The following is a 15,467-nucleotide window of genomic DNA, read 5'->3' as shown; positions in this document are numbered from 1 at the left end:
TTTGGTATCCGAATGTATCTGCAAACAGACTGGATACGCGCCCTTACACGCATCTAACTTTCAGACACAAACGGGATACCTTCATCCGGTCAAATACGCGATCGCGAACCGGACGCCGGGTCGCAAGCCTACGAGCACGCATCACTTCGTGAAGCTGCACGTCGAACACTTCACGCGCAGCGCGACACTCAATTCAAGGCAGGAGATCGATTCCATGTCACAAGACACCCCCCAATCCTCATCGCGTCGACAGTTCGTGGGCATGGCCGCCGCGGCGCTCGCCGCGGGCTCGCTGAGCCGCCTCGCCTTCGCAGATAGGAACCCGGAAGTCGGCAAAATCGTGGAACCCGCGAACGGCGACAAGACCGCGATTCGCCCGTTCCATGTTCATGTCCCCGACTCGCAGCTCGCCGACATGCGGCGTCGCATCAAGGCCACGCGCTGGCCGGATCGTGAGACGGTATCCGACGAATCGCAGGGTATTCAGCTCGCCACCATTCAGGGGCTCGCGCAATACTGGGCGACCGGGTATGACTGGCGCAAATGCGAAGCGCGCCTGAATTCGTATCCGCAGTTTGTCACCGAGATCGACGGACTCGATATCCATTTCATCCATGTGCGCTCGAAGCACGACAACGCGATGCCGTTGATCGTGACGCACGGCTGGCCCGGCTCGGTGATCGAACAGTTCAAGATCATCGATCCGCTCGTCAATCCGACTGCGTATGGCGCGCCGGCTTCGGATGCGTTTCATCTCGTGATTCCATCATTGCCCGGTTATGGTTTTTCAGCGAGACCTACCACAACGGGCTGGGGTCCGGAGCGCACCGCCCGTGCGTGGGTCACGTTGATGAAGCGGCTGGGCTATCAGCGTTTTGCATCGCAGGGAGGCGATCTCGGCGGCATCGTGACGAACATCATGGCCAAACAGGCGCCGCCTGAATTGATGGGCATTCACGTGAACTTCCCTGCTTCGGTTCCCGCAGAGGTTCTGAAGTCGCTTGCCGCGGGCGACGCCATGCCTGCCGGCTTATCGGACGAAGAGCAGCACGCGTATGAACAGTTGAGCGCGAACTTCAAGAAGAAGCGCGGCTACGCGTTCGAAATGGGCACACGCCCGCAGACGCTGTACGGCCTCGCCGACTCGCCGGTCGCGCTGGCGTCCTGGCTGCTCGATCACGGCGATGGTTACGGCCAGCCTGCCGCGGCGTTGAGCGCTGCCGTGCTCGGTCATCCCGTCAACGGTCATTCCGCAGGCGCGCTCACTCGCGATGACGTGCTCGACGACATCACACTCTATTGGCTCACCAATACCGGGGTTTCGGCGGCGCGCTTCTATTGGGAATCGCACGCGAACTTCTTTCTCGCGGCCGACGTCAGTGTGCCTGCCGCTGTGAGCGCGTTTCCCGGAGAAAATTACCAGGCGCCGAAGAGCTGGACAGAAAAGGCGTATCACAACCTGATTTACTTCAACAAGCCCGAAACGGGCGGGCACTTCGCGGCGTGGGAAGAACCGATGATCTTCGCGCATGAAGTGCGCGCCGGGTTAAGGCCTTTGCGCGCGTAAAGTGCGAAACGCTCTGACGCATGCGCCGGAGGCACAGCGGTCGCCAGCAGCATCGCTGCCAATAGCCGGCTGGCCCTGCGGATGAAACCGTCGCGCCGGCAGTGCGCGGCGATTCCAGATTGTGGTACCCAGCGTACCGCAAGCAGAACACCGTCAGAAAGGCCACCATCCGATACCGCCGCTGCGATCGTCATCGCTGTCCGGCCTGCCATGCTCATGAGCGTGATCGCGGGATTCCCGCTTGAAGTCGAACAGATCGAACAGGTCACCGATCGCAGGCGCGTTCACCGGCACGTATGGGTTATTGCTGCGTTGGATCGGATTTGGCAGGTTGTCACGACTACGACCGGTGATCGGCGGCAACCCCCAGTTGCGCTCAATGAATTTGACCACTGATGCGTGATCGGAGTAGCTGTGGGAAATGCGTCCTCCGGTCGAGTACTTCGATACTGCGATCATCGGGATGCGCGAACCATCGCCAAAATAGTCAATGGGTTGAACATAGCCTGAATCGTAGTAGCCGCCGCCCTCGTCCGTGGTGATCAGGATCGCCGTCGTGGCCCATAGCTTCGGGTCACTCTTCACCGCATCGACCAGTTTCCTCACGAACGCCTCGTAAAGTCCAAACTTCGACGATGTCGGATGTCCATCAAGCAAGCCGCCCGGCTTTACAAACGATACAGCTGGCAGATTGCCCGCGCCGATGTCCGCATACAGGTCCGGCAAATCTGCAAGATGCGTGTCCCGCACCTGCTGGTTCGTCATGATCGACGTCTCGTACAGGAACGGATTGCAGATATTGCAGTAAACGCTTTTGGTCGGATCCTTGATGAAGCTCTGCCAGCCTTCCCCGTAATACTTCCAGGGGATGTTGCGATCGAGCAACGTGTCCCCGATGGTGCGCACCGGTGACGGCGGGATCGTGAAAGGCGACTTTGCCCTGTCGAGTACCGTGCCGTCGCCGTTATAACCAGGGTTGTAGTTGTTCAGCAGGTAATAGTGCTTTGGCGCGCAGTTCGCCTTGGGGTCATAGGGCAACGATTCGAGGTATTGAAGGATCGGCCCGACACCCGGCTGGCTCGGGTCCGAACAGTTGCTATAGCTGCCGCCCGAGTAGCCATCCTGGGTGTACCAGTTGTTGGTGCCGGCCAACGGATCGGGATTTTCAATCTGATCCGAAGGTGGCGTTGCCGCGTTGCCGTTGCCGTCGGTGTAGTAGTACGCATCAGCGGCGCCGATCATGATGCTGTTGGCGCCCGTACCGCCCATCACCGGTTGGTGATAGTTGTCGCTCATCGCGTATTGCCGCGCCAGTTGCGTGAAGTACGGCATGTCGCCATTGTTCACGTTGTAAAAGCCGAGCGCATTCGAGCCTTCACCGGTGGTCTGATCGCTAAAAGGCGTCGGTTGCGGCTTACCGTTGCTGCCCGCGCCGATGGTGGTCTCGACCCACGCAAACAGGTCGCCCAGACAGCCACTTGGATTCTCGCGGCTCGCATGCTCGACGGCACAGTCCGCCTGCTGCCAGGCCTGATAGAAGCGGTGCACCGGACCGCCCATGTACGCATCATAGAGCGGAGGCTGCAACAGATACGGACCGCTCAGCAACGCATTGTAGTTGGCCACCCGAGAATCCTCTGCATCCGCCGGCAGCCCTGTCGCGCCGGTCAATAGTTGATCGATGTCGGACGCTTCGAGCGCCGCCCCTTCGGCCTGCGCGGCCGCATCGTGAGTCGCGAATGGTGGCGGGCTCGCATCGCTCGCGGCAGTCGGTGCCCCGCCTGTGTTGGGCGCCGGCAGCGACCCGTACGGCGTTTTATTCGACGGGGCCAGCGCGAATTTGGCCGGTCCAATCAGTTGCGCCTGATATTGCTGCGCCTTGACGAAGTTTGGCCCAGGGGAGCCATCCGCATTGACGATGCCGCGCGACAGCAGGTTCCACACTGATTGGCCTTGCGCGGGTTGATAGGTGCCGAAAACGTGGTCAAACGTTCGGTTTTCGCCGACAACAATGATCACATGCTTGATCGGCGTCAGTGTTCGGGTCGTTCGATCGTTGCCTGCCGCAGACACGCCGGCGGGCAACGTAGCGAACGCTAAAGCGGCCACTCCCGCGAAAGCTGCGATCGAAAGTCGTACGCATGCGTTGTTGCATCGTTGTGACAGTTGGGACCTCACCATTTGCCGTCTCCTTACCGTTGACTACAACGGTAAGACCTTAGAGCCGTTCCATGAAGCTGGAGAGTCGCTGGCATTACAGAGGGCTGTCGTCGGGTGCGCCAACCCGTTGGACAAAGGTTCAGACGCCGGCTCCGTATTGCAACCGTTCCTTGGCTTTTCGACACGGACGCCGCTATCGTCTATCTCAATCAGCTGTCCACGATATGTGTCGAGGGGGACGGGGACAACCCAGTCGCGTCCCGTAGCAGTTTCACGATGCCCAGATTCGCCGGCTACCCGTGTCAGACCAGCAAAAGCATGTCGTAGGCCTCAGCCTGATCGCGCTCGGGGACCTTGCAACATCCGCGGAGGGCGGAGTCTCTTCGACGCTTTCCGCCGTTTCCACGCCTTCGACGCGCGCCCCCTGACGCGTCACTGAAAGACGGCGAGCAATCCGGCGATGATCGACATCGCCGCAATCATTTGACCTTCCTCTCCTGCAATACTCGCGACTTCGAATTGCTACTCGCTAGCCTGGAACATTCCCGCTCGCGATCCTGGCTAACCCTTTCATGCCGGAGCTCAGTTTCGCCCTCCCTGGACTTCCAATGCGCGACATCCGTGCGCATCCACGGAAGACGACACGGCGTCGCGCGTGCCGGGGCATCGCAGACTGAGCAATGATCCTCTTACTGCCTTCTGCGGGCGGCTCGTGCTCTCAGTTGATGCAACTACTCTTCAGGTTCCGACCAAGCTATGAAACAACATCGCCTTTACGGCCAAGGCCGTGAGAATGTTGGGACGAGCGCGTCGATCAAAGCGCGATGAGACACGCAAATTCCGGGGCGACTGCGCCCCTGAAGAAGTCGCTCATTCGCTGGAATGGACAAGCGTTGTTAGTCTGTTCTCATTGACTCGAGCTCGCCCTGCCAGCGGAGCTTGCCGAGAAACTGAACGATCTCTCTCTGGCACTTGAGTTGGAGAATGATCTTCACCAGTTCCACCGCTTCACGCCTGGTTTTCAAGCCAGTTGCAGCGAGCGGGTCGGCCATGAGGCGATCGTCAATACCGTTCCTGACGATTGACCGGCCGGCGCGGCAGGCGGCGTACCGCTTTACGGCTGCAACTGCCCCGCATGTACACGAGCGCGAGCTTTGCCCGCTTGCGTTCGTCGTCCCTGCAGCACGCTGATCGAAACGGACACGACCTGGGTTCTGCTCGATGCAGGGCTGGTGAACCTATCCGAGCGTTTTCCGGCTGGAAGTCTCGATGCGATCGTACTCACGCACTTCCATCCTGATCATGTGCAGGGATTGTTCCATCTGCGCTGGGGCGTCGGGAAATCCATCCCGACCTGGGCCCCGCCAGACAGCAACGGTTGCGCCGATCTGTATCGCAACCCGGGCCTGCTCGCATTTAATCAGGCCGAGAAATCCGGCACGTTCTATGTCGGTGACCTGCGTTTCACGGCGCTGCCGCTGATCTATTCCAAACCAACGTTCGGCTATGCGATCGAAGGGCCTGGCGGAGAACGCTTCGCCTATCTGACCGACACGATCGGCTTGCCGCCTTCCACGCCGGAGTGGCTGCAGGGATGGGGGGCGTTTTCGCTGGCTCTCGACTGTTCGTTCCCGCCAAAGGCCCAGCCGGCCCACAACGACTGGAATACCGCTTGTGCGCTGGTCAAGCAGCTTCGGCCAGTGCGTGCATGGATGACTCATGCATCCCATACGCTCGACGCGTGGTTATTGGAGCAATCAGAGAACGTCATGCCAGAAGGCGTTTTGATCGCGCAGGACTGGCCCAGCACGACGGGCACACCTTCCGCACCGTTGCTCGTGCTGCTGGCGCTCGCACTGCCCGGTCCGGTTGCCGCCGCGCTCTGGTGGGTCAAGGGACGCGAAACGCGGAATATTTCGCTGGAGGAAGGTAGCGATGATGCGTTGACGGAAGCCACACCGCAGCAAAATTTCCGAACGCGCGAAGCGTAGACGCCTGAAAGTCAAAGGGCTGCAGAGAAATCTCTGCAGTCCTTTTTTCATTTTGGTTTCGGAGTGGCCGCTGTCGCTTCGCGCAACAACGTTGTGGTTCTGGTGTACGGATTGATACGTCCACGGAACGCTGCATTGCAAAGGCCCCGCAATCGTGCACTGTGAGATCGGAGGCTCAATTCGACTCCACGGTCGCCGGTCGCGCGGTCGTATCCTCTAATCCACGTTTTCGCGGAGACAGCAGTTCGGCCAAAGCCGACGCTCGCCAGTCACACGCTGTGTGGCTGCTGCATGTCCCTTTGCTGTCGTTGACGATCAGGTGCAGGTGCATGTCGGCCTCGGCGAAATGCAAATGGGTCTTCACGACCCCGGAGCCGCCGTTGGGCGTACTCAAAGTCACATGACCGCTTGGGAGCGCCCAGCCGCCATCGAGCGCGCGCGGTGTGGCCTGTGTTCACCCATGGCCGCCATGGATGATGTTGCACCGAGCTCTAAAACGCCAGGCGTAACGAGTCTTAGGAAGCCATCAGGCGCAACGGGTCTAAATGCGTTGCCACATCCGGTCCATTCTGCGCCGCTGAAACTGGAACTGAAGGCTCTGTGCGTATTTCATCAATAAGGGCAAACGGTGTGCCGCTCCGGTGACGGATGCGCTGCGGACATTTGCTGCTCCACCAGCGATGCGGTTCGCTGCTTCGGGACCGTAACGCGCTAGCGTAGATCGGTAGTCATGCTTTCCCACTATCCCCGGCTCCGGAGCCATGCTTCGCAGGCATGCGGGTAAGCCTGGAAAGTCTTTTTCCGTTGCGAGCTGAAACGTTACTCTGCATGCACGAGTTAGAGCATTTCACACACGCCGCACGACGTCACCGTCGCGTAACTCACGTCCAGTGACGGGAGCTGCATATTAAGCAATAGGTATTGCGCGCTCCCCTGGAATCGAAGCTCTCTCTGCGTTGCGTTTGACATCAACTTACCTAACTGGAGCCGCAAAATGAACCAACCCGTCGTTCTGATCACCGGCGCCCTCACGGGCATCGGCCGCGCAACCGCTTTTGCATTCGCCCGCGTGGGCGCACGCCTCGTCGTGTCGGGCCGCCGCGCCACGGAAGGTTCGGCGCTTGAAGCCGAATTGCGCGAAGCAGGCGCACAAGCTTTCTTCGTGCAGGCTGACGTACGCCGCGACGAAGACGTCCGTCACCTCGTCGACGAAACCGTTGCTCGCTTCGGCCGGCTCGACGTTGCAGTCAACAATGCGGGCACGGAAGGCAAACCGGGACCTGTGGTCGATCAGACTGCCGAGAGCTACGCTGATACCTTCGACACCAACGTGCTCGGCACGTTGCTGAGTCTCAAGCACGAACTGCGCGTGATGACCGCACAGCAAGCTGGCAGCATCATCAACATATCCTCGACTTATGGTCATGAGGGTGCGGCCTTCGCTTCGGTGTATGCGGGCAGCAAGCATGCTGTGGAAGGGATCACGAAATCGGCTGCGCTCGAGGCCGCTTCGGCGCGAGTTCGCGTCAACGCCGTTGCTCCCGGCCCCACTGACACAGGCATGTTGGACCGATTCACCGGCACGCCGGAAAACAAGGCCTCGCTCGCGGCAACGGTTCCACTCGCACGAATCGGTAGGCCTGACGACATCGCCGCGGCGGTGCTCTACCTGGCGAATGACGGTGCTGCGTTTGTCACAGGGCAGATCCTCACCGTCGATGGCCGCAAGACAGCGGGTTGAGCTTTCAGCGCGGATTTGGGCTTCCTGCTGAACCGGCGAAGCCCTCCATATAAGCGACACTTCTGGATGGAATCATCAATGAACACCGATCTCACCTTTTTCGAATCGAAGGCCTCCCCGAACTCTCGCCGGGTTCGCATCTTTCTCGCCGAGAAGGGCATCGAATTTCCTACTAAAGCGCTGGACCTCGGTGCCAAAGAGCAATTCTCCGATGCCTACGTTGCGATCAACCCTCGCCGCCAGGTGCCCACGCTCGTGCTGCGAGACGGCACAGCGATTGGCGAAGTCCCGGCAATTTGGCGTTACATCGAGGAGGCCTACCCCGACAGGCCCGCATTGCTGGGCACGACGCCAACTACGAAGGCGCTCGTCACGATGTGGGAACGACGTGCCGAGCTGGACGGATTCTCGGCGGTGATGGAGGGCGTCAGAAACGCCGTTGCCGGGCTGAAAGGTCGGGCGCTGTCGGGCCCGCATGCGTACGAGCAGATCCCCGAAATCGTCGAGCGCAGCAAGCTGCGCGTCGCGCACTTCTTTGCCGATTTCAATGACCGTCTCAAGACATTGCCATTCGTCGCGGGCGACGCATTCTCGGTGGCTGACATTACTACGCTGGTTGCAATCGACTTCGCGGCGGGCGGCATGAAGCTGAGCATTCCCGCGGGCTTCGACGCACTGCAAGCGTGGTACGACAAAGTCAACGCACGTCCGTCGTCGAAGGCATGACGGCCCGCAAGGTAGCCTGCCGTGACCGATGCCGTGCGCTTAGTATCTCCGTGGCCGGCTTCTGTGATTCGCCTCACGGCCGGTAAGCGTGGGGCCCGCCGCGCGGATGTCACCCGCATCCGCAGCCTGCTGCGTCGCGGGAACGATGGCATTGAGCGCGGCTTTCGCGTCACCTTTCATGTGTCGGAGCCGGGCAAAGCTCAACGAGCAACGCGACTGCCACGCAAGGAATCCGTGTTTCTGGGCCATCTGAAGAGCATCGGTCAAAATCGATTCGGCCGCCGGTATCCCTTCGTCGCCCCGGATTGCGACCAGTACCTCCGCCTTCGCTCTCCATAACTCAGGCAGAGCGCACCTGTCGTCGGTCCGAATCGCGCGGGCTACCGACGCGTCGATGACTTCGGCCGCCTCGGAAATCATGCCTCGCCGGCACAGCGCCTCGGCCAGCGCTGTGATGTAGGGCGACAGCGACACATAGAAGCGCTTCGATCCAATGTTCGTCATCGCCGGGGAGATCGTCCGGGCGAAGGCGGTAGTGTCGCCCGCATGCAGATCGAGCAGGCCTCGCCACATCTGCGTACGGGCGCGCCACGTCGAAATACTGTGGCGCCGCGTTTCTCCTTCGAGAGATGCGACGGCCTCCTCAAGCGCGGTCGCGTCGCCGCATAACACGGCAAGCGTGCAAACGGCTTCGCTCAGCGCATAGCAGATCGAAACAGGATGATCGAACTCTCGCGCATCTTCGAGCGACTGTCGTGCAGCCTGTCGTGCCTGATCCACTTCGCCCACGAACCACAGCGTGAGTGCGAGCGATGCGTGCGACAGCATTTTCTCATCGTAAAGGAAGCGCATCCGTTCTGCGCGCGCCAGCGACGTACGATCGCACGATGCGCGTTGCAGGTTCGCAAGCGCACCCGGCAGATCGCCTCTGAACAGATGCGACAGGCCGGTCAGACGATAGGCGGCAAGGCGATCGCATGTGCATGAGGAGGCCGCTGCGAGCTCATTAAAGTGTTGAGCGAGCGGCACAGCCAGCACATATTCACCGTTGAGGTAGTGGCACCTCCATCGCCCCCACATGCCCAACAGTTGATAATCTGAATTACCGACCCGCGCCGCGATTTTCACAGTCGAATCGAAGGCGTCACTTGTGCTGGACGCAACGGTATGGCAAAGCAAACACATCCCTCGTGCCGCATGAAGCTTCATCTGCCGCTCGTCTATCTGAGCGCCCTCTACCGACAGCCACTCGAGCGCCCTGTCCACTTTCTCGAGGCACTCCTGAAGCAGGGCAAGATGCATCAGAAACGGAATGCTGGCGACCGTGAGTTCGACCGCAAGCGTCATGTCCCCTTCAGCACTGAAGCACCACAGCATCGCGGCGCGAAGGTCATCTAGATGCGGCACGTAGCCGTCTTTCCAATCAACGTCGGCCCGTAGCTCCGTCTGCCGCTCGGCGGCCCGGAAAATATCAAGGAAGTAGCGTGCGTGCCGCCTCGACCATTCGTCCATCGCATTACTCGCACGTAGCTTCTCCCGCGCGTATGCGCGAGTTGATTCGAGCAGCCGATACCGGACGTTGCCACTACCCGAGGCCACCGAAACAAGCGATTTGTCGACGAGCTGCATCAAAGCCGTGACAACTGCGTCCGGCGCAAGCGCTGCGCAACTCGCCATTTCCTGCGCGGACCTCACGCTTCCGAGCGACATACTGGACTCAGTTTAGTCTGACATTAAGCTTGGTCTACTTCTGGCCAGCTATCCCGCGCAGGCCGCAGCTTCTGGCGTGCAACCTGCCGTTGTGCACGTCACTGCTTGATCTGGTCGATGCGCGACAGAAACGTCGACAGGATCGCTGAGCGGTTGTTCCGGTTATAGCCGACCACAAGCTCGATACTTGGCGGTTCGCCCTTGAGCGGTCGGCTTGTCACCGACCAGGGCAGCAGTTTCTCGGCATAGGAGGGCAGCAAGGCAACGCCTCTCGTCGAGGCGATTAGCGACATCGCCATCGTCAGGTTGTGCACGCGATGCGCGGGGTCGATGGCGACGTCGTTTGTCGACAGATAGTTCTCGATCGCGCCGCGCATGGGACCGGCTACGTCTGAGCCGCCTATGAATAATTCACCCGCCAGTTCGTGCACGTCGATCTCATCGAAGGCCGCAAGGCGATGGTCGCTTGGCATCAGCACGACGAACGGCTCGCGTGCGACCGTCACGTACTCGAGGTCGGGTCGGTTGGCTTCGGCACGCATGAAGGCGACGTCCAGCCGTCCCGTCGACAATCCCTCTGCGAGTTCAGGGGAGTGCTCGCTCGAAACCGTCATTTCGATGCTCTGCAGATCGCTCGCGAGCACGCGAGTCGCTTCCCCAAGCCAGGTCACTTCCTGTCCGCTCAGGAAGCCAACAGCAAACGTCGGCTTGGACGGTCGCGCCGCCCGCCGCGCTGCCTCGCACGCCGCATCGACTTGTGCAAGGGCGAGGCGGGTATGGTCCAGAAATGCCTTGCCAGCGTCGGTCAGTTCGATGCCACGCGCGCTGCGCACGAACAGTTGTGCACCTACTTCGTATTCAAGGTCTCTGATCTGCCGGCTCAGAGACGGCTGGGACGTGTACAGCCGACGTTCCGCCGCGACGGTCAGGCTGCCCTCTTCGGCCACGGCGACGAAATAACGAAGATGACGCAGTTCCATACACGCGTTCCTTTTAGTCATGCCTGACAGGTATGGGGGTCAGCTTACAAAGTCTTTTTCGCGCGGACAAGTGGCGACTATCGTTCGATCACATCAGCCGGACGAAACCCTCCCTCGCCTCAACGTCAGTTATCTGCTGGAAGGACGATCATGAACACCCTGACAGGAAAGACCGCTCTCGTCACCGGCGCTTCCCGTGGCATCGGGCGCGCCACTGCGCTTGCGCTCGCGCAGGCAGGCGCTCAGATCATCGTTCACTATGGCCGCGGTGCGCGTGAGGCCAAGGCCGTCGTCGCCGAAATCACTTCGGCGGGCAGCCGTGCCCATGCCATCCAGGCAGATCTGGCCGAATTCGACGGGCCGCACAGGCTCGCGCGCCATGTCCGGGCAATCGTTGGTGAACGGCTCGACATCCTCGTTTCCAACGCTGGCATCGCGAAGGCAGCCACGCTCGAGGAAACAGGCGTCGAAGATTTCGACGAACTGTTCGCAGTCAACGTCCGCGCTCCGTATTTTCTCGTTCAGCAATTGCTGCCGATCATGTGCAAGGGCAGCAGCGTCACGCTGCTTTCGTCGCTCGCGGCCCATGCGGCCGTCGGCGAACTATCGGCCTACTCGGCCACGAAAGGCGCCGTGGACACCCTTGTGCGCCAATTCGCGGATGACCTCGGACCGCGCGGCATCCGTGTGAACGCAGTCGCACCCGGCGTGGTGCAAACCGACATGTCGAGCTTCACCCGCACCGACGAAGGCCGCGACATGACGCTCAGCCTTCAGGCCATCAAACGGCTCGCCGAACCCGATGATATCGCCGCTGCGATCACCTTCCTCGCCTCCGACCAGGCCAGATGGACAACCGGCGCGACGCTCAATGTGGACGGCGGCTCGAAGCTCTGAGCGAGTCGACCGCGACGCCGCCATTTCGGCAATCCAATTCGATTCACGCACCGGGATATATCAATGTCGCAAACTACCTCAATACAGCCCCCGCGCACGCGAAACTGGCTCGCGGTTCTTTCGGTCGCACTCAGCGCGACCGTGTTCTGCACCACGGAATTCCTTCCCGTCGGGCTACTGCGTTACATCAGCCAGGGACTGGGCGTCAGCGAAGGAACCGCCGGCATCATGGTCACGGCGCCGGGGCTGCTGGCCGCCATCGCCGCGCCGTTTCTTACGGTAGCGGTCGGACGTTTCGACCGTCGGCGCGTGCTACTCGCCCTGGGCCTGCTGCTCGTCATCTCGAATCTGACGGCCATGCTGGCGCCGAACTTCACGATTCTCATCGCGGCCCGTGCGCTGTTCGGATTCGGAATCGGCGGATTCTGGGCTATCAGTGTGGGGCTCGGCGCCCGGCTCGTGCCGGAGAACCATGTCGGTCGGGCGACATCGCTGATTTTCGCGGGCGTCTCGCTCGGCATGCTGATCGGCGGCCCGGCCGGGGCACTGATCGGGGACCTGGCTGGTTGGCGTACCGCATTTGGCGCAGCGCTCGCGCTGTCCGTTGCCGCGCTGCTGGCCCAGTGGGTTTCGTTGCCGTCGCTACACGTAGAGCATCGGGTAAGCACACGCGATCTGCTCGGCATCTTCGGTACGCGACCGGCACGCATCGGGCTGATCGCGATGACGCTGGCCCTATGCGGACAGTTTGCGACCTATACGTATATCACTCCGTTCCTCGCAACGGTGTCGGGATTTGGCGGCAAGGTCATCTCGTTGCTGCTGCTCGGCTACACGTTCATCGGGCTGCTCGGTAATTTCATCGGTGGTTCATCCGCGCAACGGAACGTCAGGACCACGCTCATCGCGAGCATCCTGTTTATCGCATTGCCGCTCGCCATGCTTCCCGCACTCGGCACCAGTCGGCCGTCGGTGCTGGTCGCGCTGGCCGTGTGGGGAACCGCGTACGGCGCCATGCCCGTCGCACTGCAGATGTGGATGGCGCAGGCAACCCGCGAAGTCCGCGAAGGTGGCATGGCGCTGTTCGTAGCCAATTTCCAGATCTCAATTGCACTGGGTTCGTTCGTCGGCGGCCGGATCGTCGACGGGTTGGGTCTCTTCAATGCAATGTACTTCGGTGCCGGACTCGCCTTGGTTTCGATCCTGACGCTCGCGCTGACCGGCGGGCATCCTCGCAGGACTGTCGAGCCCGCGACCACCTGAACTATTCCAGCGGGCTGCGACCGCGCGGCCCGCTGCCCTCCGCTTTCCGACCAGGAGTTGATCATGCACACAACGCATCCGCAGGGCAAACCCGTCAAGATTCCGGGCCCCGACCATCCCATCACCATCGAGCGCCATCCGTCGAGGATCGTCATCAAGGCCGGTGGCAAGGTGATCGCCGATACCCGTGATGCGCTGACGCTGCGCGAGGCGCGCTACCCGGCTGTGATCTACGTCCCGCGCGAGGACGTCGAGATGAAGCTGCTCGAGCGCACCGACCATGCCACCTACTGCCCATACAAGGGCGAGTGCGCCTACTTCTCGATCCCGTCGGCCGGCGAACCAGGCATCAATGCCGTCTGGACCTATGAGGAGCCTTACGCAGCCGTTGCACCAATCCGCGAGCGTCTGGCTTTCTACCCCGACCGTGTCGACGCCATCGAGGAACTGCCCGTCGACGCGATTTCCGATTGATTCCGTTTCCTGCACAGAACTCTACCCGGCCGGAGAAGCAGCATGAATAACGCACCCGTTGTACTGATCACCGGCGCACTGTCCGGTATTGGCCGCGCCACGGCCTTCGTCTTTGCCCGCGAAAAAGCCCGCGTTGTGCTCGCCGGGCGCAGGGCTGAAGTCGGCGAGAAGCTCGCTGAAGAACTGCGCGCAACCGGCGTCGAAGCCGAATTCATCCAGGCAGACGTTCGCCATGAAGAGCAGGTCGAAGCGCTTGTCAAAGGCACCGTCGCACGCTTTGGTCAACTCGACATCGCCGTCAACGCGGCCGGCGTCGAAGGGGAGTCGGGCCCGATCGCCGAGCAGACGCCCGAGCGCTACGCCGCCGTCTTCGACGCAAATGTGCTCGGCACCCTGCTCGCGATGAAGCACGAGCTGCGCGTGATGACGGCCCAACAGCGCGGCAGCATCGTCAACGTGTCGTCGACGATGGGCTTGCGCGGCGCTGCTGGCATGTCTATCTACACCGCCAGCAAGCATGCCGTCGAAGGCCTCACGAAGTCCGCTGCATTGGAAGCCGCTGCCTCCGGCGTGCGCGTGAATGCCGTCGCGCCCGGCCCCATCGATACGGAGATGCTCACCCGGCTGACCGGCTCCAGCGAACGCAAGGCCGCCATGCTGTCGAGCGTTCCGCTCAAACGCGCCGGAACGCCCGAGGAAATCGCCGAGGCCATCGCTTTCGTCGGTTCGGGCAAGGCCAGCTATATGACCGGCGAAGTCCTGCGCGTCAACGGCGGCAGGACCGCATGAACCCGTCAGATGAGATGACAACACCATGTCCGCAAACCATACGCCCCAATTTGACGATCTACCCCCGGTCATGAAGGAAGTCCGGACGCGGCCGCTGTTCGTGGTCCGTCTTGGCGTCAAGCCAATCGTGACGGTCGGTCAGACACCGGGCGCCTTGCGCCGCGTCGGCATCGTTGAGTCCGGCACATTCGGGGGCGACCGGCTCACCGGTACCGTGCTCGACGGCAGTAACGACTGGCAGACCGTGCGCGGCGATACCGGCTCGATGCACGATGTGCGCCTCACGCTGCGCACCGACGACGGCGTCAACCTGCTGATGTCATACCACGGCGTCCGGCATGGTCCGGCCGACGTGATCCAACGCCTGGAACATGGAGAAGTCGTCGACCCCGCAAGTTACTACTTCCGCATCAACCCCATGTTCGAGGCGCCAGCCGGGCGCTACGAATGGCTTAACGGCATTCAGGCCATCGGCCTCGGCCACCGTTTCGCCTACGGCCCCGTGTACAGCGTATTTGAAGTGCTCTGATTCTCACTGGAGAACAACATGACCACAACCACCCCCGCACAGAACAAGGCACTGCTCCTCGAAGCCTTCGATACGCTCTTCAACCAGCGCGACTACGCTGTCGCCGAGCGTTTCTGGTCGGATTCCTATATCCAGCACAGCGCGCACATCGCGCCTGGACGTGAAGGACTGTTCGACCTGATCCGTACCCTGCCTGCCACCTTGCGTTACGAGAACCAGCTCGTGGTGGCGGAAGGGGATTACGTGATTGCGCATGGCCGGTTTTCCGGGAATGGCAGGCCAACCGCGTGGATTGCCGCCGATATCGTGCGTTTCGAGAATGGCAGGCTGGCCGAACACTGGGACGTGCTCCAGGACGAGGCTAGTGCGACGCAATCGGTCAGCGGCCTGCCCATGTTCGGGGAACGTTTTCCGTCCTGATTTGCGCAGGCAACCGGCAGCCATGCGCGCCCCATACCCGTCAGGCATGGCCGCGTGCCTACAAAGTCTTTTTCCTCTTGCCAGCCACTGCATAAATTACCCATCAGCAGGCACCGCCCGACGAGATTTCCAGGCGCGTGACCGGATTTCAAAAGCGGCACCCCATGCATTTCAAACATACCGGAAAACAACTGCTGAACTTACCTCTGAAAGGATCGCA

General features: G+C 61.1%; 13 protein-coding genes and 1 pseudogene. 10 read left to right on the top strand and 4 right to left on the bottom strand.

Going from position 1 to position 15,467, the window contains the following annotated elements:
- The first annotated feature begins 214 nt into the window (after positions 1-214).
- Positions 215-1,567, top strand: a complete 1,353-nt coding sequence (locus VSR82_RS21100) for an epoxide hydrolase family protein (protein ID WP_429462884.1) — start codon at positions 215-217, stop codon at positions 1,565-1,567.
- A gap of 153 nt (positions 1,568-1,720) precedes the next feature.
- Here the strand turns inward: VSR82_RS21100 and VSR82_RS21095 are convergent, their stop codons facing one another.
- Both VSR82_RS21095 and VSR82_RS21090 read right to left on the bottom strand, forming a co-directional pair.
- On the bottom strand, positions 1,721-3,586 hold the full coding sequence (locus tag VSR82_RS21095) for an alkaline phosphatase family protein (protein ID WP_498858036.1): 1,866 nt from the start codon (positions 3,584-3,586) through the stop codon (positions 1,721-1,723).
- Between the two features lie 1,037 nt (positions 3,587-4,623).
- Positions 4,624-4,779, bottom strand: coding sequence for a type II toxin-antitoxin system VapB family antitoxin (locus tag VSR82_RS21090; protein ID WP_429462886.1), 156 nt, complete (start codon positions 4,777-4,779; stop codon positions 4,624-4,626).
- 48 nt (positions 4,780-4,827) lie between these two features.
- On the opposite strand from VSR82_RS21090, the pseudogene phnP reads away from it, so the two are divergent.
- The 3 genes and pseudogenes from phnP to VSR82_RS21075 all read left to right on the top strand — a co-directional run.
- Positions 4,828-5,718: pseudogene (gene phnP / locus VSR82_RS21085) on the top strand (phosphonate metabolism protein PhnP); the annotation flags it as partial.
- Positions 5,719-6,712: 994 nt separating this feature from the next.
- Positions 6,713-7,459: an SDR family NAD(P)-dependent oxidoreductase gene (locus VSR82_RS21080; RefSeq protein ID WP_498858035.1), complete on the top strand. Its 747-nt coding sequence runs from the start codon at positions 6,713-6,715 to the stop codon at positions 7,457-7,459.
- Positions 7,460-7,537: 78 nt separating this feature from the next.
- On the top strand, positions 7,538-8,185 hold the full coding sequence (locus VSR82_RS21075; RefSeq protein WP_498858034.1) for a glutathione S-transferase family protein: 648 nt from the start codon (positions 7,538-7,540) through the stop codon (positions 8,183-8,185).
- Between the two features lie 39 nt (positions 8,186-8,224).
- On the opposite strand, the gene VSR82_RS21070 is transcribed toward VSR82_RS21075, so the two are convergent.
- The gene (locus VSR82_RS21070; protein WP_498858033.1) at positions 8,225-9,895 is read right to left on the bottom strand and encodes a winged helix-turn-helix domain-containing protein; all 1,671 of its coding nucleotides are present in this window, start codon (positions 9,893-9,895) and stop codon (positions 8,225-8,227) included.
- Between the two features lie 98 nt (positions 9,896-9,993).
- Positions 9,994-10,875, bottom strand: coding sequence for a LysR family transcriptional regulator (locus VSR82_RS21065; RefSeq protein ID WP_429501355.1), 882 nt, complete (start codon positions 10,873-10,875; stop codon positions 9,994-9,996).
- 150 nt (positions 10,876-11,025) lie between these two features.
- On the opposite strand from VSR82_RS21065, the gene VSR82_RS21060 reads away from it, so the two are divergent.
- From VSR82_RS21060 to VSR82_RS21035, 6 genes are all read left to right on the top strand, one after another.
- The gene (locus tag VSR82_RS21060; RefSeq protein WP_498858032.1) at positions 11,026-11,772 is read left to right on the top strand and encodes an SDR family NAD(P)-dependent oxidoreductase; all 747 of its coding nucleotides are present in this window, start codon (positions 11,026-11,028) and stop codon (positions 11,770-11,772) included.
- Positions 11,773-11,835: 63 nt separating this feature from the next.
- The gene (locus tag VSR82_RS21055; RefSeq protein ID WP_498858031.1) at positions 11,836-13,035 is read left to right on the top strand and encodes an MFS transporter; all 1,200 of its coding nucleotides are present in this window, start codon (positions 11,836-11,838) and stop codon (positions 13,033-13,035) included.
- 63 nt (positions 13,036-13,098) lie between these two features.
- Entirely contained in the window at positions 13,099-13,509 is a 411-nt protein-coding gene (locus VSR82_RS21050; protein WP_498858030.1) for a DUF427 domain-containing protein, read from the top strand.
- 42 nt (positions 13,510-13,551) lie between these two features.
- The gene (locus VSR82_RS21045; protein WP_498858029.1) at positions 13,552-14,298 is read left to right on the top strand and encodes an SDR family NAD(P)-dependent oxidoreductase; all 747 of its coding nucleotides are present in this window, start codon (positions 13,552-13,554) and stop codon (positions 14,296-14,298) included.
- 25 nt (positions 14,299-14,323) lie between these two features.
- A complete protein-coding gene (locus VSR82_RS21040) occupies positions 14,324-14,827 on the top strand; it encodes a DUF3237 domain-containing protein (RefSeq protein ID WP_429462954.1) in 504 nt (167 codons plus the stop codon).
- A gap of 18 nt (positions 14,828-14,845) precedes the next feature.
- Entirely contained in the window at positions 14,846-15,247 is a 402-nt protein-coding gene (locus VSR82_RS21035) for a nuclear transport factor 2 family protein (RefSeq protein ID WP_368585076.1), read from the top strand.
- The last annotated feature ends 220 nt before the right edge of the window (positions 15,248-15,467 follow it).

Origin of the sequence: Burkholderia sp. JPY481 (assembly GCF_038900515.1) — a bacterium.
GTDB lineage: Bacteria > Pseudomonadota > Gammaproteobacteria > Burkholderiales > Burkholderiaceae > Paraburkholderia > Paraburkholderia youngii.
Note: the sequence above shows the minus strand (reverse complement) of the source record. Positions and strands in the feature narration are given on the sequence as shown.